This is a genomic window from Agarivorans sp. Alg241-V36 (assembly GCF_900537085.1).
GTDB lineage: Bacteria > Pseudomonadota > Gammaproteobacteria > Enterobacterales > Celerinatantimonadaceae > Agarivorans.
Window position 1 is genome coordinate 115,023 of the sequence record NZ_UNRE01000001.1, and the last position, 23,834, is coordinate 138,856.

Here is a 23,834-nt window from a genome sequence, read left to right on the forward strand (position 1 = left end):
CATTCTAATAACTAATGAATCAATAAAATCAAGCGTAGTCGAAACTGCTTGCTTGTGTATGCGGAGATCTTAAGTTTTGTGATAGGCTTGCCGATATCAAACTGAGATTATCGAAGCGGTATCAGCATGTTAACGGGAAAGAAGATTCTACTCGCGATTACAGGCGGGATTGCGGCATATAAAATGCCAGAGTTGGTGCGTCGCCTAAAAGAGCAAGGCGCAGAAGTAAAAGTGGTAATGACCAAACACGCCACCCACTTTATTACACCCTTAACGCTGCAAGCAGTCTCTGGAGAGCCTGTAGGTTTAGAAGTGGTCGACCCTGCTCAAGAAGCATCCATGGGTCACATCGCCTACGCTAAATGGCCAGACTTAGTATTAATGGCGCCCGCTACCGCCAATAGCATTGCTAAATTTACTCACGGTTTGGCCGACGAATTAGTTAGCACCTTAATGCTTGCCACAGCCGCGCCCATTGCCATAGCACCAGCAATGAATCAGCAAATGTACCAAGCACCTGCCACTCAAGCCAATTTAAGCCTGCTTAAGCAACGCCAAGTGCATATTTGGGGCCCAGCCCAAGGTGAACAAGCCTGTGGCGATGTAGGCCCGGGCAGAATGCTAGAGCCAGCTCAATTGCTAGCCCACATTAATGAATTATTTGCTCCTAAAGCGCCTTTGCTAAAAGGCGTAAATGTAATGATAAGTGCCGGTCCTACTCGCGAAGCGATTGATCCAGTGCGTTATATAAGCAATCACAGCTCGGGTAAAATGGGCTTTGCGCTGGCCAATGCTGCCGAGCAGCTTGGTGCTAACGTAACTGTAATATCGGGCCCAGTGAACTTAACAACGCCAGCTGGCGTAACTAAGGTGGCGGTAAACACCGCCCAAGAAATGCTCGACGCTGCACTAGAGCACGTAGCAAGCTGCAACATTTTTATCGCCTGTGCGGCAGTCGCCGATTACCGCGTAGCTGATGTTGCCGAGCAAAAAATCAAGAAAACCGATGACAGCGATGAAATGCAGTTACGTTTGGTAAAAAATCCAGATATTGTAGCCACCATTGCTGGTTTAGCGAATAAACCCTTTACCGTGGGTTTTGCTGCAGAAACGCAAGACGTAGCACATTACGCACAAGATAAAATGGCGCGAAAAAACCTAGACATGATCGCCGCCAACGACGTATCAAAGCCCGAACAAGGCTTTAATAGTGAACAAAATGCCCTGTCGGTATTTTGGCCAACTGGCCATCAGCAATTAGACCTCGCTGATAAATCAGAACTGGCACAACAACTCATGGCATTAATTGCCAAGCAGTACGCTGCACAATAATTAAAAAACAAAAAATGAAACAAATAGCACTAAAAATACTAGACCAAAGAATTGGCACTACTTTTCCAATGCCAGAATACGCGACACCAGGCTCAGCAGGCATGGATTTACGCGCCTGCTTAGACCAAGCCATAACATTAGCGCCGGGCCAAACCGAGCTAATTCCTACCGGCTTAGCGATTCACATTGCCGATTCTACTCTTGCTGCCACCATTTTACCGCGCTCTGGCCTTGGCCATAAGCACGGCATTGTACTGGGTAACCTAGTTGGACTTATCGACTCCGACTACCAAGGACAATTAATGGTGTCGTGCTGGAATCGCGGACAAAGCACTTTTACTATCGAGCCCGGCGAGCGCATTGCCCAACTGGTATTTGTACCCGTGGTGCAAGCCAGCTTCGAGATTGTAGAAGACTTTGCCGCAAGCCAGCGTGGTGAAGGTGGATTTGGCCATTCCGGCACAAAGTAAACGGTTCTCAAGTAGTACGCTAATAGACTAATAAAAAGGATTACCATAACAATGGCGGGAAAACCAAAAAGCAATCGCCGCGAACAAATTCTACAGGCGCTCGCGCGCATGTTAGAAACCAGCCACGGACAGCGCATCACCACAGCGAGCCTTGCTAAAGAAGTAGGCGTATCAGAGGCCGCTCTGTATCGTCACTTTCCTAGTAAAGCTCGCATGTTTGAAGGCTTAATTGAGTTCATTGAAGAAACCTTGCTGTCGCGCATTAACCTGATTCAAGAAGAACAAAAAGATACCTTAAACCGCTGTCAGCACATACTCATGCTGTTACTGGGTTTTGCCGAGCGCAACCCAGGCTTAAGCCGCATACTAACCGGCGATGCCTTGCAGGGTGAGCACGAGCGCTTGCGTGCCAGAGTCAGCATTTTGTTCGACAAAATTGAAGTACAACTTAAACAAGTATTACGTGAGCGCAGGCTACGTGAAGGGCAAGGCTTTTTAATTGAAGAGAACAGCCTCGCCACTTTGTTATTGGCCTACACCGAAGGGCGCATTAGCCAATACGTACGCAGTGAATTTAAGTTAGAACCTACCGCACAATTTGATACTCACTGGGGCTTTTTAAAGCAGCAGCTAGTGCAAAGCTAAGCACCTAAAAGGCCTGCTAAATCCCTCGGCAGGCCTTAAGTCTTTCTGTAAAAAATCTAGACACTTGTTTGTATTAAAAAAGCTGCTAAATTTGTAGCTAATTTCACCCCATAACAAGGCGTAACACATGGACGTATTTACCGAAGGTACCAGTTGGTTTGAGAACAACCAAGACCTACTAATGCAGTATGCAATCAACATTGCTGCTGCCATTGCCATTTTGTTTGTTGGTATGATCGTAGCGCGCGTATTAGCGTCAAGCGTAGAAAAACTAATGAACGCCCGTAAGCTTGACTCAACCATTAGCCACTTTGTTGGCTCAATGGTGAAATACATCATCATTGCCTTTGTAATTATTGCTGCGCTATCACGTATCGGCATTCAAACCGCATCGTTTGTAGCGATTATTGGTGCTGCAGGCTTAGCGGTTGGTTTAGCCTTACAAGGCTCTCTCTCTAACTTTGCTGCAGGCGTACTTATTATTGGCTTCCGTCCATTTAAAGCGGGTGATTTTGTAGAAATTGCGGGTACTGCTGGCTCGGTAGCATCAGTGCAAATCTTCACTACCGTGTTAAAAACACCAGACAACAAGCAAATTGTGGTGCCAAATGGCTCGGTATTAGGCGGCAACATTGTTAACTATTCTACCCATCCAACTCGCCGTATAGATTTGGTAGTCGGTGTAAGCTACAACGCCGATTTAGCGAAAACTAAAGCAATACTACGCGAAGTATGTGAAGCAGATTCTCGCGTATTAAAAGATCCAGACATCACTATTGGTGTAAGCGAATTAGCCGACAGCTCTGTGAACCTAGTGGTTCGCCCTTGGGTAAATAGCGCAGATTACTGGGGTGCTTACTTTGATTTAAACGAAAACATCAAAGTGGCTCTAGATAATGCCGGCATCGAAATTCCATTCCCACAAATGGATGTTCACTTGGATAAAGTAGCCAGCTAGTCACCGGCCTTTATACCAACTAAAAGCACAGCCTTGGCTGTGCTTTTTTGTGCCTGACAACTGGCTAAATATCATCTAAGCGATGAGTAGCATGAACCATTTGTTGTTGACGCTTTTCTTGGTGCTCAATCAAGTTAGCTAAAAATTGTCGAGCCCCTAACATGGTTAACTCATCTTTGGCTAAGCGCAATAAACTTAAAGATTGCTCACTAAGTTCTAAGGCCAAATTGCTAACATCATCACTGCTAATATCGGCCGGTTTACTCAGCTTGACCATGTAGTCTAGCAAGTCTTGCTCCACCCGAATGTCGGTCCAGGTATCTAATAACTCCGGTTTAGCCTGGCTAATAAACTCCTGCAAATGCGCGGCATTTTCCTTCTCTTGATGCTGTAGGTAGGCAAGCAACATGCGCACTCGCTCAGCATCACTGTTTATTTCCAAGCGCCGATATAGGGCCATCATTGCTTCGCGGCAGGATACAAAGTGCTCCAGCAGCAGTTTTAGTTGATTAAATCGCATATCAGCTCTCCCGTGTAACTGGTGATAATTTCAGTGTAGAAGCTAGCTTTTCATCTGTTTCAACTAAGCAATCTTGGCTTGATTTATATCAAAACGAGCACCTAACAAACTACATTGTTGCGAGCTGCCGCAAGCTTTTATCGACAAAGAATTAGTAAGCAGTAAACTCACAAATTTGCTAAATTATTAACTAAACCATTGATATAGGTTGGCTACATGAAAAAGCTCATGGATTGGAGCGAAAAGAACAACTTCTACTTTCTTACCATTGCCTTGGTGGGTTACATCTTTTTAGCCGCTTGTTTAGACGAGTTCTGGCAGGGAGATGGCTTTAGGTTTTTACAAATCGCCATGGTACTGGTGCTCGCTGCAGGTGTATGGCAAGCCAAGGGCAAGCGCCTTTGGTATGTCACCGGCATCGGCTTCTTGCTCACCACCACAGTACTGGCTGTTTTTAGCTATTGGTTTGAAGCGGAAGGTTTAGTGAGTTTATACCTTACCATTGTGTTCTGTTACTTGGTATTAACGACCTGGACAGCGTTAAAACAGGTGTTATTTACTGGCGACATAGACACCAACAAAATCATTGGTGCCATCTGCATTTTTTTGCTGATTGGTCTTGGTTGGGCGCACTTGTACACCATTCTCAACTTCTGGTTAAACGAAGCCTTTAACGGCGTGCCCAAAGAACATTGGAGCACCCAAATGACCGATTTCATCTACTTCAGCTTTGTTACGCTAACCACATTAGGGTACGGCGAAATTACTCCCAATACGCCCATCACTCGCTTCTTCACTTTTAGCGAGGCGGTGTTTGGCCAATTTTACATGGCAATATTAGTGGCAAGCTTGGTGGGTGCACGTCTTTCAGAGCGCGAAGGCTAACTCTAAATTTGAGGCAAACCTGCTGCAAATACTGGCAGGTTTGCTTATTGCTTCACAAGATGTCGAATTACTTTTGCTTAGACGCCAACATCATAGCTATCACGCGCAACGATAAAGCTGCCAGCATCAGTATGCTGGGGCCGTTTACACCTTGGGTTTTTAGATGGGAGCTGGCGTTTTTAATCACCACTGCATTGCTCGTACTAGTTGTGCTAATGGCACTTTTTGCCAGGCCATCTAAAGAGCTCAGTAGTTTTTCATAAGAGCTTACTTCACCCGCCAGCATATCCACCAGTTCGTAACTTTTCTTATCTTTAAAGGGAGATTTAATGGACTCATCCTTTAGCTGCTTGCCAATTTTTTTCATCGCCTGATTCACCGCGGTTTCTAAGCCATCCATATTTGCAACCTTGGCATTAGTTGATTGCTTGGCACTAAAACGATGCTCCGGTGCAGCCTGATTTTGTTGAGCGTTGCCAAAGTGCTGAGCATTACTTTTTGAGCTTTTAATGGTTTTACTTAAATGCGCTAATTTATCGGCAACGTTTTTAACCTTTTGCTCCCACTGAGCGTCTGTGTTGCGGTTTTTTATTGCGGTTAAAGCATTAGAAACGAGAATCGAGATTTGATTGTTGGTGGCATTGATTTCAACAGACATGAGACTTCCTTAGTTCTCTGAATTACATGCAAATTTCCATAGATACGGGCTGTTAAACCCCACGCCTCGCAACTCTACCCTCTAAAAACAAAAGCATCAATATGGTTATTGACAATTAGCGTATTTTGGCAATAAAAAAGGCGACTTAATCAAGTCGCCTTAGGTTTAGATATTATAAATGCTAAGCGATACCGTATTGCTCGCGGTAAGCGCTCACTGCGGCTAAAGCAGTTTGATTATCACCTTGCTCTTCTAAGTAAGTGATTAAATCAGCCAACTTAACAATAGAGATAACCGTAGCACTGTAATCGCGCTCAACTTCCTGAATCGCCGACAACTCACCTTTGCCTTTTTCTTGGCGATCTAAGGCAATAAGCACACCGGCTAATTCCGCGTTATGGGCATTAATAATGTCCATTGACTCACGAATCGCTGTACCGGCAGTAATTACGTCGTCCACCAACATTACTTTGCCAGCTAACTCAGAACCTACCAAGCTGCCACCTTCACCGTGAGTTTTCGCTTCTTTACGGTTAAAGCAGTAAGGTACGTCTTTGCCGTGGTGCTCATCTAAAGCAACCACAGTAGTGGTAGCAATAGGAATACCTTTGTAGGCCGGGCCAAATACCAAGTCATAATCAATATTTGAATCTTGCAAAGCCGCTGCGTAAAACTTACCTAAGCGATTTAAATCTCGGCCAGTGTTAAACAAGCCAGCATTAAAAAAGTATGGGCTAGTACGGCCAGACTTTAAGGTAAATTCGCCAAACTTTAATACGCCTTTGGCTAAAGCAAATTCAATAAACTCACGTTGATAAGCTTTCATCTTTCTCTCTCAATTACTTAGCTAGGGCTTCGCGCTGGGCAGCGTTAATTTGGCTAATACCCTCTTTAGCAAAGGCTAGCATTTCTAATAGTTCTTCGTGGCTAAACGGTGCGCCTTCTGCGGTGCCTTGTACTTCAATCATGTTGCCGTCTTCACACATTACAACGTTCATGTCGGTTTCAGCTACGCTGTCTTCGGTGTACTCAAGGTCACAAACTACGTCACCGCCTACAACACCTACCGATACAGCAGCAATAAGCTGTTTAAGCGGGCTAACTTTTAATTTCTTCTGCTCTATCATCCACCAAATGGCGTCTTGCAGCGCAACACAAGCACCGGTAATAGCCGCAGTACGAGTACCGCCGTCTGCTTGAATCACATCACAATCCACTACAATGGTGTATTCGCCAAGAGCTTCTAAATCAACCGCAGCACGTAATGAGCGACCAATTAAACGTTGGATTTCTTGAGTACGACCACTTTGCTTACCACGAGCGGCTTCACGGCCCATACGGCTATGGGTAGAACGCGGCAACATACCATATTCAGCAGTAATCCAGCCTTGGCCTTTACCTTTTAAGAAGCGTGGTACACCATCGTCTACCGAGGCATTACATAGCACTTTAGTATCGCCAAACTCGACCAAAACAGAACCCTCGGCGTGCGCCGTGTAGTTTCGAGTAATAGTAATTGGACGCATTTGTTCAACAGCTCTTCCGTTCGGACGCATGGTAATAACCCTGTAATTTAAAATTCGCGGCTATTATATAGGCTTTTATCGCACTTGGTCACGCCTAGACTGACTAAGCAAGCAATAGCCGCTATAATCGAGCAAATTTATTAAGGGCATTCAACTATGATCCACAGCATGACAGGCTACGCACGCCACCAAATTAAAGGCGATTGGGGCAGTGCAACATGGGAAATTCGCAGCGTAAACCAACGTTACCTAGAAACCTACTGGCGCATGCCAGAACAGTTTCGCTCCCTAGAGCCAGTACTGCGTGACAAAATCCGCAAGGCCCTGCAACGCGGTAAAGTTGAATGTAACCTGCGTTTCGAAGCCGACCAAGCCAATCGCGGCGAACTGCAACTAAACCAAGCACTAGCCGAACAGCTAATTAAAAATGCTGAATGGGTACAACAGCAAGCAGGCGGGCAAATAAACCCAGCAGACATATTGCGCTGGCCAGGCGTAATGGAAACCCCAGAGCAAGACGCCGACGCCATTAGCAAAGAGTTATTAGCCGGCTGGCAAGAAGCCCTAACGGCATTTATCGAAAGCCGCGCCAGCGAAGGGGCCAATACAGCGGTAATGATTACCACCCGCCTCGATAAAACTACCGAGCAAGTTGCCTTTGTACGCGAGCAAATGCCAGCCGTTATGGAATGGCAACGCGAGCGTTTAAAAACCCGCCTAGCCGACGTAATTGACGAACTAGACCCACAGCGCATCGAACAAGAAATGATTATGGTAGCGCAAAAAATTGACGTAGCCGAAGAGCTAGATCGCCTCGACTCACACGTAACAGAGACCCGAAAAATCATCAAAAAAGGCGGCGCCTGTGGCCGACGCTTAGACTTTATGATGCAAGAGTTTAACCGCGAAGCAAATACCCTAGCGTCTAAATCAATTAACGCCGAGATAACCCAAGCCGCAGTAGAGCTTAAGGTGTTAATCGAGCAAATGCGCGAACAAATTCAGAATTTGGAATAAGCAGCCATGGAGCCAAATTCAACAGAGCATCAAGCGCTAAGCAAGTTAGTATTAACCGCCTTACCGCAAACGCGTTTGTTATATCTATTTGGCTCCCAAGCTAACAATAGCGCTACGGCGCAAAGTGACATCGACCTCGCGCTATTGTTACCCCAAAAACTCGACCCTATTCAACGCTTTGATCTGCAAGAAGAACTTGCCATAAAACTTGGGTCAGATGTAGACCTTGTAGATTTACTCTCGGCCTCTACCGTATTGCAGCACCAGATCATTTATAAAGGGAAGCTACTCTGGGGAGAAGAAGCCGAGAAAACACGCTTCGAGATGCAAGTAATGGCAATGTATCAAAAGCTTAATCAAGAGCGAGCAGACATCCTTAAGGCTTACCACAATGAATGACCCCATAATCAATAAGCTTGTTACCGTAGAACGTTGCTTGCAACGTATTGCAAAGGTATACCAAGAAGCGGGTAACAACTTTAAGCAAGACTACACGCGGCAAGACTCGGTAGTCTTAAACCTGCAACGCGCCTGCGAAGCATGTATAGATTTAGCCAACATCATCAATAAGCAACAACAGACAGGCATTCCCCAAAATAGCCGAGACAGCTTTGCGCTATTAGCAAGAGCTGGTTTATTGCCGTTGCCGCTATCAGAAAGTTTGCAAAAAATGGTGGGGCTACGCAACATAGCCGTTCATGACTACCAAACGCTAAACCTCGACATAGTCATCCACGTAGTTGAACATCGCTTGGGAGATTTCAGCGACTTTTGTGAGCACATTAAGCAGCTTTAAAAGCCATATGAGTTGGGAAATCAAAGCTTGCTAGGGCTTGCTGTTAAAATTAAATAAAAAGCTCTAGCATCAAGCTTTCTATACACTATAAACACTAAGCACTAGCCCAATTGAAAGCGAAACAGGAAAGCATGAATAATTTCGTGGGGCCCTCACACTCAGGCCCTTTCTATTAAGGTTCGTGTGCACAAAAATCTAACTGCCCCAATAAATAAAAAAATGCGCAAGTACTCTCTCGTTCAACAAGCTCCAATAATGAGAGAGTTGTCATATGCTCTTGACTCGCTTCATGGTGTACTAACAATATATATAAAGAAGTGATTCTATGACCTTAATCCGAACAGATGAATACCTTAGCTGCCCGCACTGTAAAAGAGTTTCTGTTTTAGCGAAGTGTTTCTGGACGTGCTTAGATTTTCATTTGGAAGAACACTGGTCCGATGGAGGCGTCACCAATGAAGCATTTCGTGACTATGCCTATCTTTGCTGTGAACACTGCAAATGCGTCTTTGAGCAAACAGATAACCTTAAGCTAACAGAGGAAGAAGCTCTACAATCGCAGGACTCCGTAATCCAAACGATTTGGGATGAAGCTTCTTTAACCGACGCTTTCAAAGCCCTCGAATCGCCAAAGTTATACATAGGAAATGAGCTCAGCTTTAGGCTATGGTTGTGGCGAGAAAGCAATACTGATTATCGCAATAAGCCTTACACTCAATTTAGTGCTCCGCGTATAGATAACATGCGGGCACTACTGACAATGCTTGAGCACTCTGGCATCGAAAACGAAACGGAATTGCGCGCAGAACTGTATCGCCAACTTGGTCAATTTAAAGAGGCCTTAGCAACTTTGGCCAACTCAATCGACAATGTTTACACAAGAGCAATACGTAAGCTCTCTGAACAACAGTCTATAGAAATAGTTAAGGTGGATCCTCGAGAAGACCACCCTGAGCCTAAGCCCAAATCCGAAGTCAAATTCGATAGACGTCCCGGAGTTTATATTGGAGACGATAACTCAACTGCAGTTGTCTACCCAGGCGGATGCATTAAAACCATTCTGTTAGACGGCTCACGCAACATCAGATCAAAAAGTGGATGTGAGATGGATATTGACCACCGAGGAGAAGTATCACCGCTTACCATACATGCATAGTGTGTCATTTTAATAACATTGCTGCTCAACTGAAGCGGAGAATGTCTAGCACCACCAAAGGGTAGACAAAACGCCTAGAGACATTGAGAAGGCTACAGCGAGCCCTGCATATTTATAGTTAAAAAATAACTTTAACGCCTCAGTACATGAAAGCTAAGTTGTAAGTAAAGCCAAGGAAAATCACCATGCTTTATCAAATTCCGCATAAACTTGGCTGTTGCCAGATATTTCATCCCAATGCCCAATAGTAGGTAAAAGCTCTACTTTGGTGAGTTTAAAATAAAAGTGCTCTTCGTAAGGTTTAACTATTGAACGTGTAAGTAAAGTTGGCTCGCCGACAAACTCAAATAACCAGAACAGCTTATCGTCGCTACTCACCTTACCTGTCATTTTATCGTCAATGCTATGCCTAGGAAGTAATTTAACACTGCTCACTCGATACAAATATCTCCCCATTTGGGTGGTATCTGCCAAGCTTTCTCTTACTGTTACAATCAGGTATCTAATTTCACGTACAATATTACGGTGAATATTTTGTCGATTAGTCGCCAACAGCTGAGTGTGATACCCCTTTAGCTTTCCATTTCTTGCGTCGTCTAAATAAGCAGTATCGCGATCAATCTCGTTTATCGGCGCCACCATCGTTAAGCCATTATAGCGAACACTGCTCCCCCCATAAGGAGCAATTCGCGTTGCATCCTCTACAAAATAGTAGTCATCACTTAAACTCGAACTCCTCGCTAAGCCTGCGCCCAGCTTTTGTTCAAGGTAGTTTTGCAACCACAAGCAATGGCTAACTTGCTCTGTATCAGTTGGCAATAATGAAAAAGCGCCAATACCTATTTGTTCGATGGCGTCTTGATAAGGGTTTGCACAATTAGCTTGGTCACTAAAGCCAGGATACAAAGCAAACGCTCCCATAACTGGGCGACTTTTTATCGGTTTGTCATTATCCAATTGTTGCTGATGAATAATTGCATCACGGTAGCGGTGCATCTGATTGATTGCGTCTTCTGGTACTGCGTCTTGCCCATCAATTTGGTAGTTATCTATTCGATATTTAGCATCAAATAAGATAAAAAAAGATTCCTTATTTGCCAACGTAACCTGAAGCACAATGTCAGGGCGCTGTTTGGCAATCCAAGTACGATTTTCAGCGTCACTATGTGGTGAAAAAGTGGGTTCATGAGCCAGCTTAACAATCATACCGTCATCACGTTCGAAGACAAAAGCGGCAGCCATTCCATCTTTATTAAACTGTTTCTCAAACTGCACTTGTTTTAACTTAGTTAGTTCTCGTTTTTTCTCTTCAAAACCTAGACTTTTAATAACCTCCATCACCCTAACAAAACACCAAATTTCGTAGAGTTCTGCCACTGATTTAATCGAAATATCAGCATGGCCACCAGCCTGATTCAGATAATGCTTTAATTGCTGCCACACTTTGTAAACCTTCGCGTAACCAGTCCCTTGTTGTAGCACCTTAGAATCACTATTCAGACCACTAAAATCGCCAACTTCTCGCCAAAGCTGTTGCTTTGCCATCTTACTGAATACTTTTTGCCACGTTTTGAGCTGATTTATAAATGAATCTGAAACCTTTGTTTTTTCGTTAGCGGCAACCGCAGTGATCAAGCCTTTTAAGTTATCAGCAATACGATTAATCACCATTTTTATAAAACGGTTTTCAGGAGTATCTATATGGAGTTTTTTATAATTAACACTAATACGTGGGTTACTAATACTACTCGCAATGAGTTGCTGCGCTTTTTCAATTTGTCTTGGCTTTTGTGGCTTACTGATACGATCTAGCTTTTGCTGCTTAGTAAATGACTGTAAGCGGTTATGAGGAGAGTTAATGATCTGCTTAACGCCACGCTCTAGTTCGGTTACCAATCTTTCAAACTGAGCTAACCAAAACAGTTCAAACTTCTCAGGGCTTCGATTTGATTTAGTAACCTGCTGACTGGTTTTACTTATTAAACTGTAGCGCCATAGGGGGTAAACACTATCAATAGCTTGATTTATCAGAGCAAGGTCTTGCTCCATCACCATCTTAGTCGCAAAAATAGTAAAATTTATATTAGCCGAGCAAAGCTTGCCATCGATCAGGTATTCCACCGTAAAACCACAACGGCCTACATCATTACCAAAATTGAGCGCTGCTTGAAGCGCATTGCCTGTGCGGTTTAGGTGAAAAGCCCCTTCTATTAGCCGATGCTTATGATTAACAACCGCAGAGCTTTTCGTCACCTGCTCATTAAACTCAATTTCAAACCAATATTGGCGATTCTCAAAAAAGAAGGGCTTATCTAGCGGCGAGCCACCATCAAATGTGTCAACGTTGCTGGCAGCGCAAACGGCAATCGGCACGCCCGTGGGCTGGGCAACATTACGTTGCTCATAGGTGTGCGACAGCTTTTTTAGTGGGCTATCAATATCATCGCAACTTACATAAACAGTAAAATCTTGGTGCTCTAATTTTATAGTCGCGCGTTTACGGGGGCTAGTCACAGTCATTGTCCTACTGCACCCTTATGGCCAGAATGATGTAAAGCCACTATCTAGCTTAGCCTGCATGCTCTGTAATTTGGCTTTAGAGCGACATGGCACCTTAAGCGCTTTATCATCGCTGTTTATATTTTCACGCAATAAATCTAAGCGCTCGCTATCCCAAATACTGTGTAGTTCTTGGCTTAATACGGTTTCTAGCTGTTGCAGTAATTCTTCACCTTTAAGTGTAGTGAGCTTATCTTCATCACCTTCAATACGTGGCAGCACCTTACACATTAAAAAGTCATCAAAAACTGCGACTAAATGTTCATCTGTTTCGGGCGCAAAACTAATTACCGCCAAACACAGTTCGTTAAAAGCACGAAACGCCAATTCAAACGGCGAACCTTGCAACACTGCGTTAATGACTTTAAAAAACACAGTGGTTTTTTCAGCATTGGGATCTGCTGTAATCGGTGAAAACTGCTCAAGCTTAGCGTGGCTATAAATGGGAAAGCTGAGTTTTTTGGGCTCTGATTTAGCAACAAAAAATTCATCAATGTTATTTGGGAAAAATTCACCAAAATCAAAGCTCAAAGCGCGATCAATCACCTTACGCGAAAAGCCGTGGGTGGTTTCATCCATATTCACCGTACCCGCAACTAGCAGGTTAAACGGAATACCTAAACCATATTGGCAAATATGTGCCCATAGCTCGTCGTATTTCGCATCATCAAAGCCTAGCGCTTCGCGTAGTTTTTCTTTATCAGCGACTTCTTTAATGGTGGCGGGTTTTAATAAAGCATCACTGCTGTAGGTAAAGCTGTCATCTGTCCAACGCCATTCGCGGGTTTCAAGCACCGACAAGTAATCGGCAAAATACTGCTCAACGGGTGCAAGGTTCATTTCATCTAAGCACAGCCAGTAAGGCAACACCTGCTCAAGCGCATCACGTTCACCTGTTACTACTAAACGCTCTCCTAGATCTTCGCTATCTTGAACTTCAACATTTAGCCCGCTATCTAAAATGGCGCGCCAAGCTTTGGCGATAAAATCCAACACATCAGTGGTGATGTATTCGGCAGCGCCATTTAAGCGCGAAATATACCCCAACAAATCACTCGGTTCATGCCAGTCGGGGCGTACCGCGGTTAAACAATAAGTTTCAACAAACTGCTTTGAGGTTTTCGCTTGTTCACGCACAAAACGGGTTTTACCTGTGCCTGAGATGCCTGCGAGAAGAAGGAAGGGCTTGGACAAAAGCTGTGCGTTACTTATTGCTGGCATTGAATTCTGATTAGTCTCTAAATTTACATCCGCATATATTTCTAATAATTCTATTAGGTCCGATGTAAGAGTATTTTCATCGGGCATATTTTCTAAAGGATAAAATTTTGCTCCAGCTGAAGCCCACTCATAGGATTGGCCTAATGTCGTATTAGATCGCAATTCAACTTTCTGATCCCAATCATCAAGTCGATTATCTAACTCCCTTATGCTATTGCGCAACTCCTCCGCTTTCTGCCTTGCTAGAGCTGTTCCATATTGCCTCTTAAGCTCCGTAGTTCCAAAGCCCAAAGAGAGATAAACACCACTGCCATCTGAACGGAACAAATAAACTGGATAAATACCGGACTGTGTTGACTCTGTTATGGACGGATTGAGGATCGACAACCAAGGCACGTCTGCCCAATTTCCTGCCCCAGCACTCGCTTTTATTAAATAGTCAGTTGGAGATGGCAGTTTGTTTTCTATTGCTTTAATTAAATCTTGCCTTAGTAAAGTAGCTATTGGATGACCAGTAAACTGCTCTTTTTTAGCTTGTTTCCAGCCACCTGCTATTTCTGTTAAAAGTTGTCTTAAACTCATACGTATCCTTTATACTAAGACCAAGAATTTTTGGTATTCCAGTTCTATTTTTTTGCATTTACATATTCTGAAGTTACCAGCCTTACAATACCTAAACCATCCCATGTTTTCATTGTTCTCGACACATTGCTGACCGCTCGTCCGGTAATCGGGTCGGGCGCTTGACCTTTAATGTCTATCACGCAGCGCGATTGTTTTGCGTTTTTCATTTCTTTACTTGCATAGCTTACTCGAGTCGTTTGCTCGCTAGATAATAACAGCAGCATAATGGAGGCTTGGATATGATAGAAGACACCTACCCAGAGTTAAGCTTTGAAGACACTTATAAGGGATACACTATTTTCATAGAGAATAACGCTGACCAATATCGCGGCGGTTACGAGTACTCTATTGCTGATGGTAACAGCGAACTTGAACGCGGCTTGGTATTCTCGCTTGAGGTAGGCATAAAGGAAGCTAAAGCATTTATAGATTCCCTAGGTGCTGCTACCTAGCTCTAGTGCCATATACATCATCTACGCTCAATACCTTGTTTGCGATGTTTTTCCAGTCAATCTCGATTAAACCTTGCTCTATAGCCTAGAATCATTACAGTGTGCCTCCCTTTGCTACTTTCGGCAGTTTTCTAGGATTATTATGAAAAAGACTTACCCGCTTACTCATCCCAAGCTTAAATTGGCGCGCATTGTTGAAGCCGCTAAGTATGATGCTAAAAAATACATTCGCCGTGAGAAAAACAAAACCTTGCCTGCGGGTGCCGACTTTTGGGCCTTTGACTGTAAGTACGGTCCTACTCAAGAAGAAGCTGAAGAGATCCACGTTTCGCAAATTAATGCTTGTATGGATAAAGCCGAGCAGCAGCAATTGCCGTCGTTTTACTTAGAAATTATGGCTAAACCTGCCAACCGCCCAGAAAAGCCAGAGGTGGAAGAGTCGTCAGATCTTGACGATATTATCGCTAGCGCAGAGCAAGAAATAGATAAAGACGCCGAGTAACTCTAGAATTGCAAAAGGCTTGCTAGAGGCTTACTAAAAAATAGTAATGTTATGTTTAGTGCTGATGTGCAAACTAAACAAGTAAGCAGATACCACTGCCGTTATTGCAAATAAAAAAGCCGCTTTAAAGCGGCTTTTTAGATCTTAAGTTAAGTACTAGCGCACCGTTAGGCTTATTGCCGCTGGGTCGGAGGCATCTAACACAAAGTCATAGCTACCTGCCGCTGCTGGGGTAAAGCTTAAGTTTGCTCCGCCGTCGAACAGTTGCAGCGGTAACTCTGGGTTTACCAGTGTCTCGGTACCACCACCGAGATTAATGCTAGTCCAATCTGGATCGGCTAACTTGAACAAGTAAGTTTGCACGTCTAATTGCACAGTAATCTCGTATTTACCGCTACCGTGATAAAGCATTTGGCTATCTGGGCCTGCGGCCCAGCCATTCATATCACCACGCAGGTAGACCGGCGTATATTGGTAGGGAGCATACGCTAAATCAGCTTCTACAATCAGTACCGGGTTAGCAGGGTCATCGGCTTGTAAAATAAGTACTAAAGGAGTGGCTTCTTCAAGTGTAATACTTAAGTTTCCACCGCCAGAAGCAAGTGTTTTAAAGCTTGCGGCCTCTAGCTCTGCGCCATCTACCCCCGCACCAAAGTTTAGGTTAGCCCAATTAGCATCGGCCAACTTGAACTCGGTGGTTCCAGCAGGGAAGGTTGCACTCACATGGTAGCTATCAGCCCCCACAAACTCAAAGGCGAGGCTAGTATCCCAGCCATTTAAGTCTCCGCGTAGGTATACTGTTTCGCTGTATGGTTGAGCAGGCTCTTCGCCACCCACTAGTAGTAACTTCGCTTCAAATGGAGCTAGTTCTATTTCAACAATTCCAGCAGCAAAAGCGTATTGCTCGCTACTTTGCAGATCTTGGAAAGTGTTGTGGTTACCTAGCCCCATGTATTCAGGTGGCATTACGGCCAATTGAGTTGTCGCGGTCATGTTAGCAATATAGAGAACTTGCTGTTCACCGTAGCTCTTCATATCGGCATATAGTTCGCCAACGCTCAACACACTTAAGCGTTCACCTTGGCTAAGCGCTGGGTAACTTGCACGAAGCTGCATAAGCTCGGCGATGTAGTCGCGAAGCTCTGCTTGCTGGGCATTAGCAGTAAATACTTCTCCACCTTGCTCGCTGGCTAAGCCTTCCACTTTACCGCTAGAACGAGATACGTGGTCATCACATAAACCGGCAATTGCTCCAGCGCCGCCGTCACTTGCACAATCTAACCTTTCTGCAAAGTTAGCCACTTCATCACCAATCTCATCACCGTAGTACAGTGTAATTGGGCCGGTGTAAGCTGCTAAGAACGCATAAGCGGCTTTATGGCGTTGCCAGTACTCGGCATCACTAGGCTCAGCGATACCAGCACGTTGCAATAAGTCGCCAAAGCGAACTAGATCGTGGTTGGTAATCATTAAGTTAGGAATGGCGTGCTCTGGGTATACAGCATGGGTATCAAATATACCTGCAAGTGTAGAGGCATCGGTGAAGAAGAAGCCATCTTCTTGCGCCGCAAAGTTTTGCACAACGCGGTAGCGACCAGGGAAATCAAAGGCGCTACACAAGCCATGCTGCTCATCGGTACCGTAACCGGTCTCGGCAATTTGGTCTTCGCCCGACCAAATTTCGGCCACCATGTAACCCAGTGGGTTAACCGTTTCGCCATTCATTTGGTAGCTTACGCCTTGCGAGGCTTCGGCCACTGACTGACGAATTTCGCCCCATGCGCCTACCGGTACTTGATAGGCTTGGTCTAAACGCCAGCCATCAATTTTCAGCTCTTCAATCCAGAATTTTGCCACTTCTTTGAAGAAGGCTAAATCTTCTGGGTAAACCGACTTACGACCTAATGTACCTTGGGCTGCTCCCGTCTCCGTAAGCGCTACGCCGTTTGGTGATACGTAGTCTTGAGCATTTGATTTAAAGTGACCAAATACTCCATCAAAGAAAACATACATGCCGCGAGCGTGAGCTTCATCAACCAAGGTTTTAGCTAACTGCATATCACCGAAGTTAGGGTCGATATTAAAGTAGTTAGTGGCAAAGTAGCCGGTTGCATCTAAGCGATCGGTCCAGTGTTCTTGGCCATCAACCGCTACCGTCTCAAACACTGGCGTGAACCAAACTGCATTCATACCCAGTGATTGAATGTAATCGAGCGAGTCGATAATACCTTGTAAGTCACCTTTGTGATGGCTGCTACCATAACCGGTACCGTAATCTGCATTACTGTCGCCGTCGATAAAGGCTTCGGTCATTACTTGGTAAATACGCAAGTCGTTGAACTTGGCTTGATCTTCGGCGGCACATTGGAAGGCGAGATAGTCATACTCTGGCTCTTCGCTATAAGCTTGGAAAGCCGCTAAGCGAGTTGCGTATTCATTACCATCTACCGTTACCGAAACAGCACGCTCTGGGTAGGTCGTCAGATTAAGCTGTAAATCAGCCTCTACCACTTTGTTTAGCGCACCATCACGAATGATGTAGTTGAAACAACCGTCTAATGTGGCTAGGTCAACTTCCCAGTAAGGGCCGTACTCATCATAACCCACTGGTGCGATGCTTTGATCGGCCCAGTCTAGAGTCATGCTTGGATCTGCTGCGCTACAGCTTGCATCATTCCAGATGTATAGCGACCAACTTGCGTACTTAGTAGCAGGGTCAGCCACTGGCGACTCCGCATCAACAAAGCTAATCACCGCTTTTCCGTCGGCCACTACTGGCTCTGGGATCTCGGTTTTAACTGTGCCAATTTCACACACATTTAAAGTAGCTTGGTCACCCGATACATCTAGGTTAAAGGCATAACGGCCTTCACTAAGCGTAATGCTGTTATTGCTTAAACCTGCGTCACCGCGGGTTGCGGTGTATTCAACATCAGTTTCTAGCTCAATCAAGCTGTCGTCTTGCACCACAAAATACTGAGTGCCCCAATCGTCGGTAGCCAGCTTGAACATGAAGGTACCGTTAAATTCAGCTACCGCTTGGTAAAGGTTATTGCCTTTGTAGTTAAATGCGTAAGCTGCATCCCAAGCCCAACCTGAGTTTTCACCACGAATGGCTAAGGCTTCGGCCAGTGGGCCTGCTTCGCCTACCGTAGCTAACTCGCTACATACCGCGCCAGCGTTGGCAAAGCTTACCGCTAAAGTAGGCGCTGCGGTGTCGGCTGCATTTAGGGTTAAGGTGTAGTCTGATGATGTAGCGACGCTTAAGCTTAAGTTGTCGTTGCTACCCGGTTGCAGTGTTACGCTTTCACCACCAGCCACCAAGGCCAGACCACCGCCCAAATTAACCGTGCTCCAATCGGCACTGGCTACTTTAAAGCCATAATCACCTGCAGCTAGATTAACAGTTTGGCTGTAGATACCACTGCCGTTGTAAGCAAACGGTAGGCTTTCGTCCCAACCGTTCATGTCACCACGCAGTAATACCGTGGTATCGCCATAAGGCGCTTCTTCAACTTGAGCAGTAATGCTTACCGTTGCAATGCTTGGGTCAGCCTTATCGATGGCAAAGCTGATTAGGTATTGGCCATCTTGCTCAATGGTCACACTTAAGTTGTCAGCTCCAGTCACAATCGGCAACGAGCCTTGGGCAACTGCAGCACTGTAACCGCCGTAATTAACCCCTTGCGCGCCCCAATCTGCGTCGGCAAATTTGAACTCGTAGCTGCCTGCCACCAAATCAACCAAAGCGCGGTATTCACCATCGTAAACGTATTCTAGAGGGTTGTCGGTAGACCAACTGTTCATGCCACCACGTAGGTACACCACGGTGTCGCCAAAGGTAGGTTGTGCTGGGTCGTACTTATCAACAACCGGAATACCTGCACCTTGCTCTTCACCTTGTGGCAGAACAAATACTACGCTGCTGTAGGCAGGCACGTTAATCGCGCTGCCGTTAACACTTGCCGAAGCCAGTACTGAATCAACAGACTGGGCCTGAGCAGGGTGTAACTCTAAACCAGCAATGCCAGTATCAAAGCCAAGCAATTCTGCGCCGGCATTAAAGGCAATTAAGATAGCGTCGTAGTTAGGGTCAAGATCTTCAAGCCCTGCGCCATCGTTCACCGACATAAGAATTAGACCCGGCGTTTGTGCGCTACCCATGTTGTGGTAATCCACACGAGTATTAATCGCATCGGCGCTGCCCAAACCAATTAATGGTGTGGAGTTACGCAGTGCTAAATACTCGTTAAACACCGCTTTAGCTTGGGCGATATCCCCAGCGGCTACGTCGGTGCTTGGGTCAGCAATAATCTGATCAATTAGTGGGTAGTTTCCGTCTAGGCCGTCTTTACCGTAACGGGGTAAACCCACATTCCAGTTGTTGTCTTGAGCGGTGAAATCTACCTTGTTGTACCAATCACCCGAGTCATAGCTGTCTCGCTCCATAGATTTAGAACGAAGAACATCTGAACCCATGTGAATAAATGGCACACCTTGGCCTAATAGCGGGAAGCTTAAGGCGAAGCTTTGTGCACGAACGCGATCGCTAGGGCTCATGCCACTAGGCAGTTTGTATTGGTTAATGTCCCACAGCGTTTGATTATCGTGCTTAGAAACATAAGACACTGCTTCTAAAGGTGAAGCGGTGTAACCGGTAGGCTGACCGTTGTAGTCAACCTCGCTGCCTAATACCACTTGGTCATTAGCATCGATGAGTTTAAAGCTAGACAACAAACCGGCCAGCTCTACCCGTGCAATGTCGGTATGCTGCAGCAATACTAGCTTGGTTGCATCGTCGCTGGCGTTTAGCTCGTTTGGATCGTGGAATAAACCATTGGCCAAACCTTGAGAACCGCGAATAGCTTCGGCGCTATCAAATGGGCTGCCGCCACGAACCACATCACGCATCCGATCTGAGAATGAACCAATGCCCGTACCGGCTAAGTTAAGTTGAGTAGCTTGAACAAAACGTGCATCGTTTTGTACTTCACCAAAGTTCCAACCTTCACCATAAAAGTAGTTGTCTGGATCTGCCGCTTTAACTGCCGCTAAAGATTCTTCCATAGCCGCTAAAGGCTGATGACCCATTAGGTCAAAGCGGAAAGCGTCAATGCCGTAATCACGCGTCCAAATAACCAAGGTGTCTTTCATCAACTTGGCCATCATGGCGTGTTCGGTGGCGGTGTTATCACAACAAGTAGAGGTTTCTACCGCACCGGTAATGGCGTTGCGGCGCTGGTAATAACCCGGAACCACTTTATCCAGCACTGATTTATCGTTTAGGCCAGACGCATTAGTGTGGTTATACACAACATCCATGGCTACCCGTAAACCCATTTCGTGCACAGATTGCACCATGGCACGGAATTCTTTAATTCGCGCAAAACCATCTGGGTTGCTAGCGTAGCTACCTTCTGGCGCGCCAAAGTGGAATGGGTCGTAACCCCAGTTAAAGCCGTCTAACCAGCGCAATGAGTCAACAATATCGTCGGCACATTGGGTGCTAGGGTCACAGGCTTCTAACAAGTTGGCAATCACCGCGCCATTAGATTCAACACCACACAAGGCGTTGTCTGGCTGAATGCTACATAACTTGCCTACTGTGTCGCTAATTTCAACACGGCGAGCTTCGTCTTCTTCAACGGTGGCAATGTCAAAAGCAGGCAACAGGTGTAGGTGAGTAAGGCCGGCTTGTTTTAGCTCGGCAAGATGCTGCATTGGTGCAGAATCTAGCTCGGTAAAGGCGAGGTACTTACCGCGGTTTTCTTCACTGGTAGATACATCATGCGCACTAAAGTCACGCACATGTGCTTCGTAAATGCTCATGCTGGTCATAGGCAGTTCAGGCACTACGTGACCATCCCAACCCGCTGGTTTAGTTTTACTGTCTTCCAGGTCAACCACTTGCGAATACAGTGAGTTAGTCGCCAAGCTTAGTGAGTAGGGGTCGGTAACCTCTAGTGTTTCTACTTCACCTGAAGCCGGGTGATAAACCTCGACCACGTAACGGTAATATTGGCCGTGTTTAACTCGCGTATCAACCAACCAAGTACCTAAGTCAGCTTGCCACTCCATAGAGTAAGCACGCTTGGCTTTTTTACGTTTGTTGTAAGTTTGCAAAGTTACCGATTGAGCTGTTGGTGCCCAAAGCTGGAACTGATAACCTTTTTGACTAGGGCTTACACCCAGCTGAACAGCATCATCATTAGCTGCGGCATATAAGCTATCTAGCGCGCCGGCAAACTGCACTTCAGTGGTTTTATATACATAGCCTTCGGCGGTAAGCGCCATCGCTACCACTTCGCCTTTTAGCAAGCTTTTTAGGTCTGCATCATCTGGCAGCTGGTAAGCCGAGCTAAAGTCTAGGTGAGGGAAGGCAGCTTGCGCTTCGTCACTCACTTGACCCGGCTCTAGCATCACCATTTGGTAAGCACCATCTACGGTGCCGTCACTGTTTACCGTAAAGCTACCATCGGCAGACGAGTACAAACGTACATAATCAGCGGCAATGGCATCTGCCCAAACCAAAGTATTGGCATCAACTAAATGCGCTGAGGCATTAATAATGCCCAAACCAGGAGGGTTTGTATTCCAAGCCTCTTCGCGGCTATCAAATACTTGGCTATTTCCTTGAATAACGCTCACTGTACGATCGGTGAACTGATCAAAAGAAATGGCTAAGTCTGCATCAATCAGCTTAGAGAGGCTGCCGTCACGAATAATCAGGTTGGCACAGCCAGACTCTTTATTTAAGTCTACTTCCCAATACGGACCATATTGGTCATGACCAGCTGGTACCAATGATTGGTCGGCCCACTCAGCATTTAGTGCCGATTCGGCAATCGCATCACAAGCAGCGTTGTTCCATAAATGAAGCGACCACGAAGCATAGTCTGCAGCAGGATCTTCTCGAGTCGCTGCAGCTGGGTCAATATAGTTCAAACGCAGCTGATTTGGGCCAGCAAGTACTAGCTCTGTTGGCGGAGTTAAATCAATATTTGGATTAGCCACCGGTGGGAAATGAGCTTCCCAAGGCTTATCGACACAGGCAACAACCAGCTGCATGTAGTCTTGTTCGGCCATAACGTCTTGTTCGGGCGTTACCGTACACGACTGCGTCATCGGCTCGTCAACAACAGCAACGGTAAAGGCTTGCTCTGCTGGTAATTTGGTTTTAAATACAAAAGGGCCATCTTCGGTGATGGCCAATGGTTTTTTCTCGTTTAACTGTAGGCTTAACTTGCCGTTTAAGCCCTCAACGTCTCCGCCAACGTTATAACACGCCGTTAGGAGAAGCGATCCAGCCACTACTGCTGAATGCTTTGTCCACCCGCTGAATATAATCATCTACAACATATCCTTGTTGTGTTTGGTTTGCTGCCAGTAAGTCTTCCTACTACTTAATGGGCTCTGGCAGATTAGCTGCCCTAACAAGGGCAAAACGGCACAAAGATAGTTCAGCCAGCGTGAGTTTTTTGTGACCTAGCACGCCCTTTGAAACTTTACAAAAAAGCTAGAAAATCAGCTAAATACGACCGAGCTAGGCTGTGCCTGATAGAAAACGCTTTCAAAACCAACAAAGTTTTTTTTACTTTTTTTGTCAATAAATGCCCGCCAATCAAACAAAGCTGAATGCACTTATTGATAGTTAGCTGTACACCCTAGCCACATGCTAAATTTTCAGCTGCTTTTTACGGTTATTTATAAGATTAAGATGTACTTAAAAACAGCCCTTAGTAGCCTAGGCCGCTATGCCTTATTGCTTGCTTTAGTTTCGCCCATGCTGGTAACTGCCGCCGGCAATCAAAACATTGAATCCTTTACCACCGCCAAGCAGCTATTGTTGCAAGAGGTTTATACTGAGCCGAGCACTCGCCATACCCTGTATTGCGGCGCTAAATTTGACGAGCAAAAGAACGTCACACTTCCACCCGGCTTTGCCACTGGTAAGTATCTGAATCGACTAAGGCGTTACGAAACTGAACATGTAGTGCCTGCAGAAAACTTTGGCCGCAGCTTTGTAGAGTGGCGAGAAGGTGACCCCAAATGTGTGAATAGCAAAGGAAAGGCATACAAAGGTAGGCGCTGCGCTGAGAAAACCAATGCTGAATACCGCTTAATGCAAGCCGACATGTATAACCTTTATCCGGCTATTGGTGCGGTAAATGCGGCGCGATCTAACTACAACTTCACCATACTAAGCGCCCAAGCTTCAAGCTTTGGAACTTGCGACATGCGCATAGAGACGCGCAAAGTACAACCTCCAGAAACAGCGCGAGGTCCCATAGCACGTAGTTATTTGTACATGGATGCAACTTACAAGCGTTTTAATATGAGTAATAGTCAGCGCAAACTGATGGAAGCCTGGGACAAGCAATACCCAGTTAGCCCCCAAGAATGCCTTAGAGCCGGTCGCATAGCGCGCAGCCAGCAGAATACCAACCAGATTCTTCAATCACGCTGTGAAATATTGAATAACTAAAACACTAAATCTGTGCTGCTGATGGGGT

20 protein-coding genes are annotated in these 23,834 nt (G+C 45.5%); 12 read left to right on the top strand and 8 right to left on the bottom strand.

Going from position 1 to position 23,834, the window contains the following annotated elements; genetic code table 11:
• The first annotated feature begins 126 nt into the window (after nt 1–126).
• From coaBC to mscS, 4 genes are all read left to right on the top strand, one after another.
• Entirely contained in the window at nt 127–1,332 is a 1,206-nt protein-coding gene (gene coaBC / locus G6R11_RS00585) for a bifunctional phosphopantothenoylcysteine decarboxylase/phosphopantothenate--cysteine ligase CoaBC (protein WP_205472521.1), read from the top strand.
• A gap of 14 nt (nt 1,333–1,346) precedes the next feature.
• Nucleotides 1,347–1,802: a dUTP diphosphatase gene (dut, locus tag G6R11_RS00590; RefSeq protein WP_163130314.1), complete on the top strand. Its 456-nt coding sequence runs from the start codon at nt 1,347–1,349 to the stop codon at nt 1,800–1,802.
• 51 nt (nt 1,803–1,853) lie between these two features.
• Nucleotides 1,854–2,447: a nucleoid occlusion factor SlmA gene (slmA, locus tag G6R11_RS00595; protein ID WP_016400155.1), complete on the top strand. Its 594-nt coding sequence runs from the start codon at nt 1,854–1,856 to the stop codon at nt 2,445–2,447.
• 127 nt (nt 2,448–2,574) lie between these two features.
• The gene (gene mscS / locus G6R11_RS00600; RefSeq protein WP_163130316.1) at nt 2,575–3,405 is read left to right on the top strand and encodes a small-conductance mechanosensitive channel MscS; all 831 of its coding nucleotides are present in this window, start codon (nt 2,575–2,577) and stop codon (nt 3,403–3,405) included.
• Between the two features lie 64 nt (nt 3,406–3,469).
• Here the strand turns inward: mscS and G6R11_RS00605 are convergent, their stop codons facing one another.
• Complete coding sequence (locus G6R11_RS00605; RefSeq protein WP_163130318.1) at nt 3,470–3,925, bottom strand: hypothetical protein; 456 nt, start codon at nt 3,923–3,925, stop codon at nt 3,470–3,472.
• 216 nt (nt 3,926–4,141) lie between these two features.
• Here G6R11_RS00605 and G6R11_RS00610 point away from each other — a divergent pair, with 216 nt between their 5' ends.
• The gene (locus G6R11_RS00610; protein ID WP_163130319.1) at nt 4,142–4,810 is read left to right on the top strand and encodes a potassium channel family protein; all 669 of its coding nucleotides are present in this window, start codon (nt 4,142–4,144) and stop codon (nt 4,808–4,810) included.
• A gap of 67 nt (nt 4,811–4,877) precedes the next feature.
• Here the strand turns inward: G6R11_RS00610 and G6R11_RS00615 are convergent, their stop codons facing one another.
• The 3 genes from G6R11_RS00615 to rph all read right to left on the bottom strand — a co-directional run bounded on the left by G6R11_RS00615 (nt 4,878) and on the right by rph (nt 7,024).
• Nucleotides 4,878–5,468: a hypothetical protein gene (locus tag G6R11_RS00615; RefSeq protein WP_163130322.1), complete on the bottom strand. Its 591-nt coding sequence runs from the start codon at nt 5,466–5,468 to the stop codon at nt 4,878–4,880.
• A gap of 181 nt (nt 5,469–5,649) precedes the next feature.
• Nucleotides 5,650–6,294: an orotate phosphoribosyltransferase gene (gene pyrE / locus G6R11_RS00620; RefSeq protein ID WP_163130325.1), complete on the bottom strand. Its 645-nt coding sequence runs from the start codon at nt 6,292–6,294 to the stop codon at nt 5,650–5,652.
• Nucleotides 6,295–6,307: 13 nt separating this feature from the next.
• The gene (rph, locus tag G6R11_RS00625) at nt 6,308–7,024 is read right to left on the bottom strand and encodes a ribonuclease PH (RefSeq protein WP_163130328.1); all 717 of its coding nucleotides are present in this window, start codon (nt 7,022–7,024) and stop codon (nt 6,308–6,310) included.
• A gap of 126 nt (nt 7,025–7,150) precedes the next feature.
• Here rph and G6R11_RS00630 point away from each other — a divergent pair, with 126 nt between their 5' ends.
• From G6R11_RS00630 to G6R11_RS00645, 4 genes are all read left to right on the top strand, one after another.
• Nucleotides 7,151–8,011 carry a YicC/YloC family endoribonuclease gene (locus G6R11_RS00630; RefSeq protein ID WP_163130331.1) on the top strand — a complete coding sequence of 287 codons (861 nt, stop codon included), beginning with the start codon at nt 7,151–7,153 and terminating at the stop codon, nt 8,009–8,011.
• 6 nt (nt 8,012–8,017) lie between these two features.
• Nucleotides 8,018–8,410 carry a nucleotidyltransferase domain-containing protein gene (locus tag G6R11_RS00635; RefSeq protein WP_163130334.1) on the top strand — a complete coding sequence of 131 codons (393 nt, stop codon included), beginning with the start codon at nt 8,018–8,020 and terminating at the stop codon, nt 8,408–8,410.
• A complete protein-coding gene (locus tag G6R11_RS00640) occupies nt 8,403–8,807 on the top strand; it encodes a DUF86 domain-containing protein (protein WP_163130336.1) in 405 nt (134 codons plus the stop codon). Before G6R11_RS00635 ends, G6R11_RS00640 begins: the two co-directional genes overlap by 8 nt.
• Nucleotides 8,808–9,567: 760 nt before the next feature.
• Nucleotides 9,568–9,963, top strand: coding sequence for a hypothetical protein (locus tag G6R11_RS00645; protein ID WP_163130339.1), 396 nt, complete (start codon nt 9,568–9,570; stop codon nt 9,961–9,963).
• A gap of 180 nt (nt 9,964–10,143) precedes the next feature.
• Here G6R11_RS00645 and G6R11_RS00650 read toward each other — a convergent pair whose 3' ends face one another.
• Genes G6R11_RS00650 through G6R11_RS00660 form a run of 3 tightly spaced genes read right to left on the bottom strand, consistent with a single transcriptional unit; the run spans nt 10,144 to nt 14,591 of the window.
• Complete coding sequence (locus G6R11_RS00650; RefSeq protein ID WP_163130342.1) at nt 10,144–12,483, bottom strand: DUF2357 domain-containing protein; 2,340 nt, start codon at nt 12,481–12,483, stop codon at nt 10,144–10,146.
• Between the two features lie 15 nt (nt 12,484–12,498).
• A complete protein-coding gene (locus tag G6R11_RS00655) occupies nt 12,499–14,325 on the bottom strand; it encodes an MrcB family domain-containing protein (RefSeq protein WP_163130345.1) in 1,827 nt (608 codons plus the stop codon).
• A gap of 44 nt (nt 14,326–14,369) precedes the next feature.
• Nucleotides 14,370–14,591 carry a hypothetical protein gene (locus G6R11_RS00660; protein WP_163130082.1) on the bottom strand — a complete coding sequence of 74 codons (222 nt, stop codon included), beginning with the start codon at nt 14,589–14,591 and terminating at the stop codon, nt 14,370–14,372.
• Between the two features lie 15 nt (nt 14,592–14,606).
• Here G6R11_RS00660 and G6R11_RS00665 point away from each other — a divergent pair, with 15 nt between their 5' ends.
• Nucleotides 14,607–14,819: a hypothetical protein gene (locus G6R11_RS00665; protein WP_163130347.1), complete on the top strand. Its 213-nt coding sequence runs from the start codon at nt 14,607–14,609 to the stop codon at nt 14,817–14,819.
• Between the two features lie 142 nt (nt 14,820–14,961).
• The gene (locus G6R11_RS00670; RefSeq protein ID WP_163130349.1) at nt 14,962–15,321 is read left to right on the top strand and encodes a DUF6172 family protein; all 360 of its coding nucleotides are present in this window, start codon (nt 14,962–14,964) and stop codon (nt 15,319–15,321) included.
• 156 nt (nt 15,322–15,477) lie between these two features.
• Here the strand turns inward: G6R11_RS00670 and pulA are convergent, their stop codons facing one another.
• Entirely contained in the window at nt 15,478–22,671 is a 7,194-nt protein-coding gene (pulA, locus tag G6R11_RS00675; RefSeq protein WP_163130352.1) for a pullulanase-type alpha-1,6-glucosidase, read from the bottom strand.
• 367 nt (nt 22,672–23,038) lie between these two features.
• Between pulA and G6R11_RS00680 the strand changes: the two genes are divergently transcribed.
• Entirely contained in the window at nt 23,039–23,806 is a 768-nt protein-coding gene (locus tag G6R11_RS00680; protein WP_163130355.1) for an endonuclease, read from the top strand.
• The last annotated feature ends 28 nt before the right edge of the window (nt 23,807–23,834 follow it).

Coding starts and splice junctions, on each gene's coding strand:
- G6R11_RS00610 (WP_163130319.1), top strand. CDS start 4,142: ATGAAAAAGCTCATGGATTGGAGCGAAAAGAACAACTTCTACTTTCTT.
- G6R11_RS00665 (WP_163130347.1), top strand. CDS start 14,607: ATGATAGAAGACACCTACCCAGAGTTAAGCTTTGAAGACACTTATAAG.
- mscS (WP_163130316.1), top strand. CDS start 2,575: ATGGACGTATTTACCGAAGGTACCAGTTGGTTTGAGAACAACCAAGAC.
- dut (WP_163130314.1), top strand. CDS start 1,347: ATGAAACAAATAGCACTAAAAATACTAGACCAAAGAATTGGCACTACT.
- G6R11_RS00640 (WP_163130336.1), top strand. CDS start 8,403: ATGAATGACCCCATAATCAATAAGCTTGTTACCGTAGAACGTTGCTTG.
- G6R11_RS00670 (WP_163130349.1), top strand. CDS start 14,962: ATGAAAAAGACTTACCCGCTTACTCATCCCAAGCTTAAATTGGCGCGC.
- rph (WP_163130328.1), bottom strand. CDS start 7,024: ATGCGTCCGAACGGAAGAGCTGTTGAACAAATGCGTCCAATTACTATT.
- G6R11_RS00645 (WP_163130339.1), top strand. CDS start 9,568: ATGCTTGAGCACTCTGGCATCGAAAACGAAACGGAATTGCGCGCAGAA.
- G6R11_RS00615 (WP_163130322.1), bottom strand. CDS start 5,468: ATGTCTGTTGAAATCAATGCCACCAACAATCAAATCTCGATTCTCGTT.
- coaBC (WP_205472521.1), top strand. CDS start 127: ATGTTAACGGGAAAGAAGATTCTACTCGCGATTACAGGCGGGATTGCG.
- pyrE (WP_163130325.1), bottom strand. CDS start 6,294: ATGAAAGCTTATCAACGTGAGTTTATTGAATTTGCTTTAGCCAAAGGC.
- G6R11_RS00605 (WP_163130318.1), bottom strand. CDS start 3,925: ATGCGATTTAATCAACTAAAACTGCTGCTGGAGCACTTTGTATCCTGC.
- G6R11_RS00630 (WP_163130331.1), top strand. CDS start 7,151: ATGATCCACAGCATGACAGGCTACGCACGCCACCAAATTAAAGGCGAT.
- G6R11_RS00680 (WP_163130355.1), top strand. CDS start 23,039: ATGTACTTAAAAACAGCCCTTAGTAGCCTAGGCCGCTATGCCTTATTG.
- G6R11_RS00635 (WP_163130334.1), top strand. CDS start 8,018: ATGGAGCCAAATTCAACAGAGCATCAAGCGCTAAGCAAGTTAGTATTA.
- pulA (WP_163130352.1), bottom strand. CDS start 22,671: ATGATTATATTCAGCGGGTGGACAAAGCATTCAGCAGTAGTGGCTGGA.
- G6R11_RS00655 (WP_163130345.1), bottom strand. CDS start 14,325: ATGAGTTTAAGACAACTTTTAACAGAAATAGCAGGTGGCTGGAAACAA.
- G6R11_RS00650 (WP_163130342.1), bottom strand. CDS start 12,483: ATGACTGTGACTAGCCCCCGTAAACGCGCGACTATAAAATTAGAGCAC.
- G6R11_RS00660 (WP_163130082.1), bottom strand. CDS start 14,591: ATGCTGCTGTTATTATCTAGCGAGCAAACGACTCGAGTAAGCTATGCA.
- slmA (WP_016400155.1), top strand. CDS start 1,854: ATGGCGGGAAAACCAAAAAGCAATCGCCGCGAACAAATTCTACAGGCG.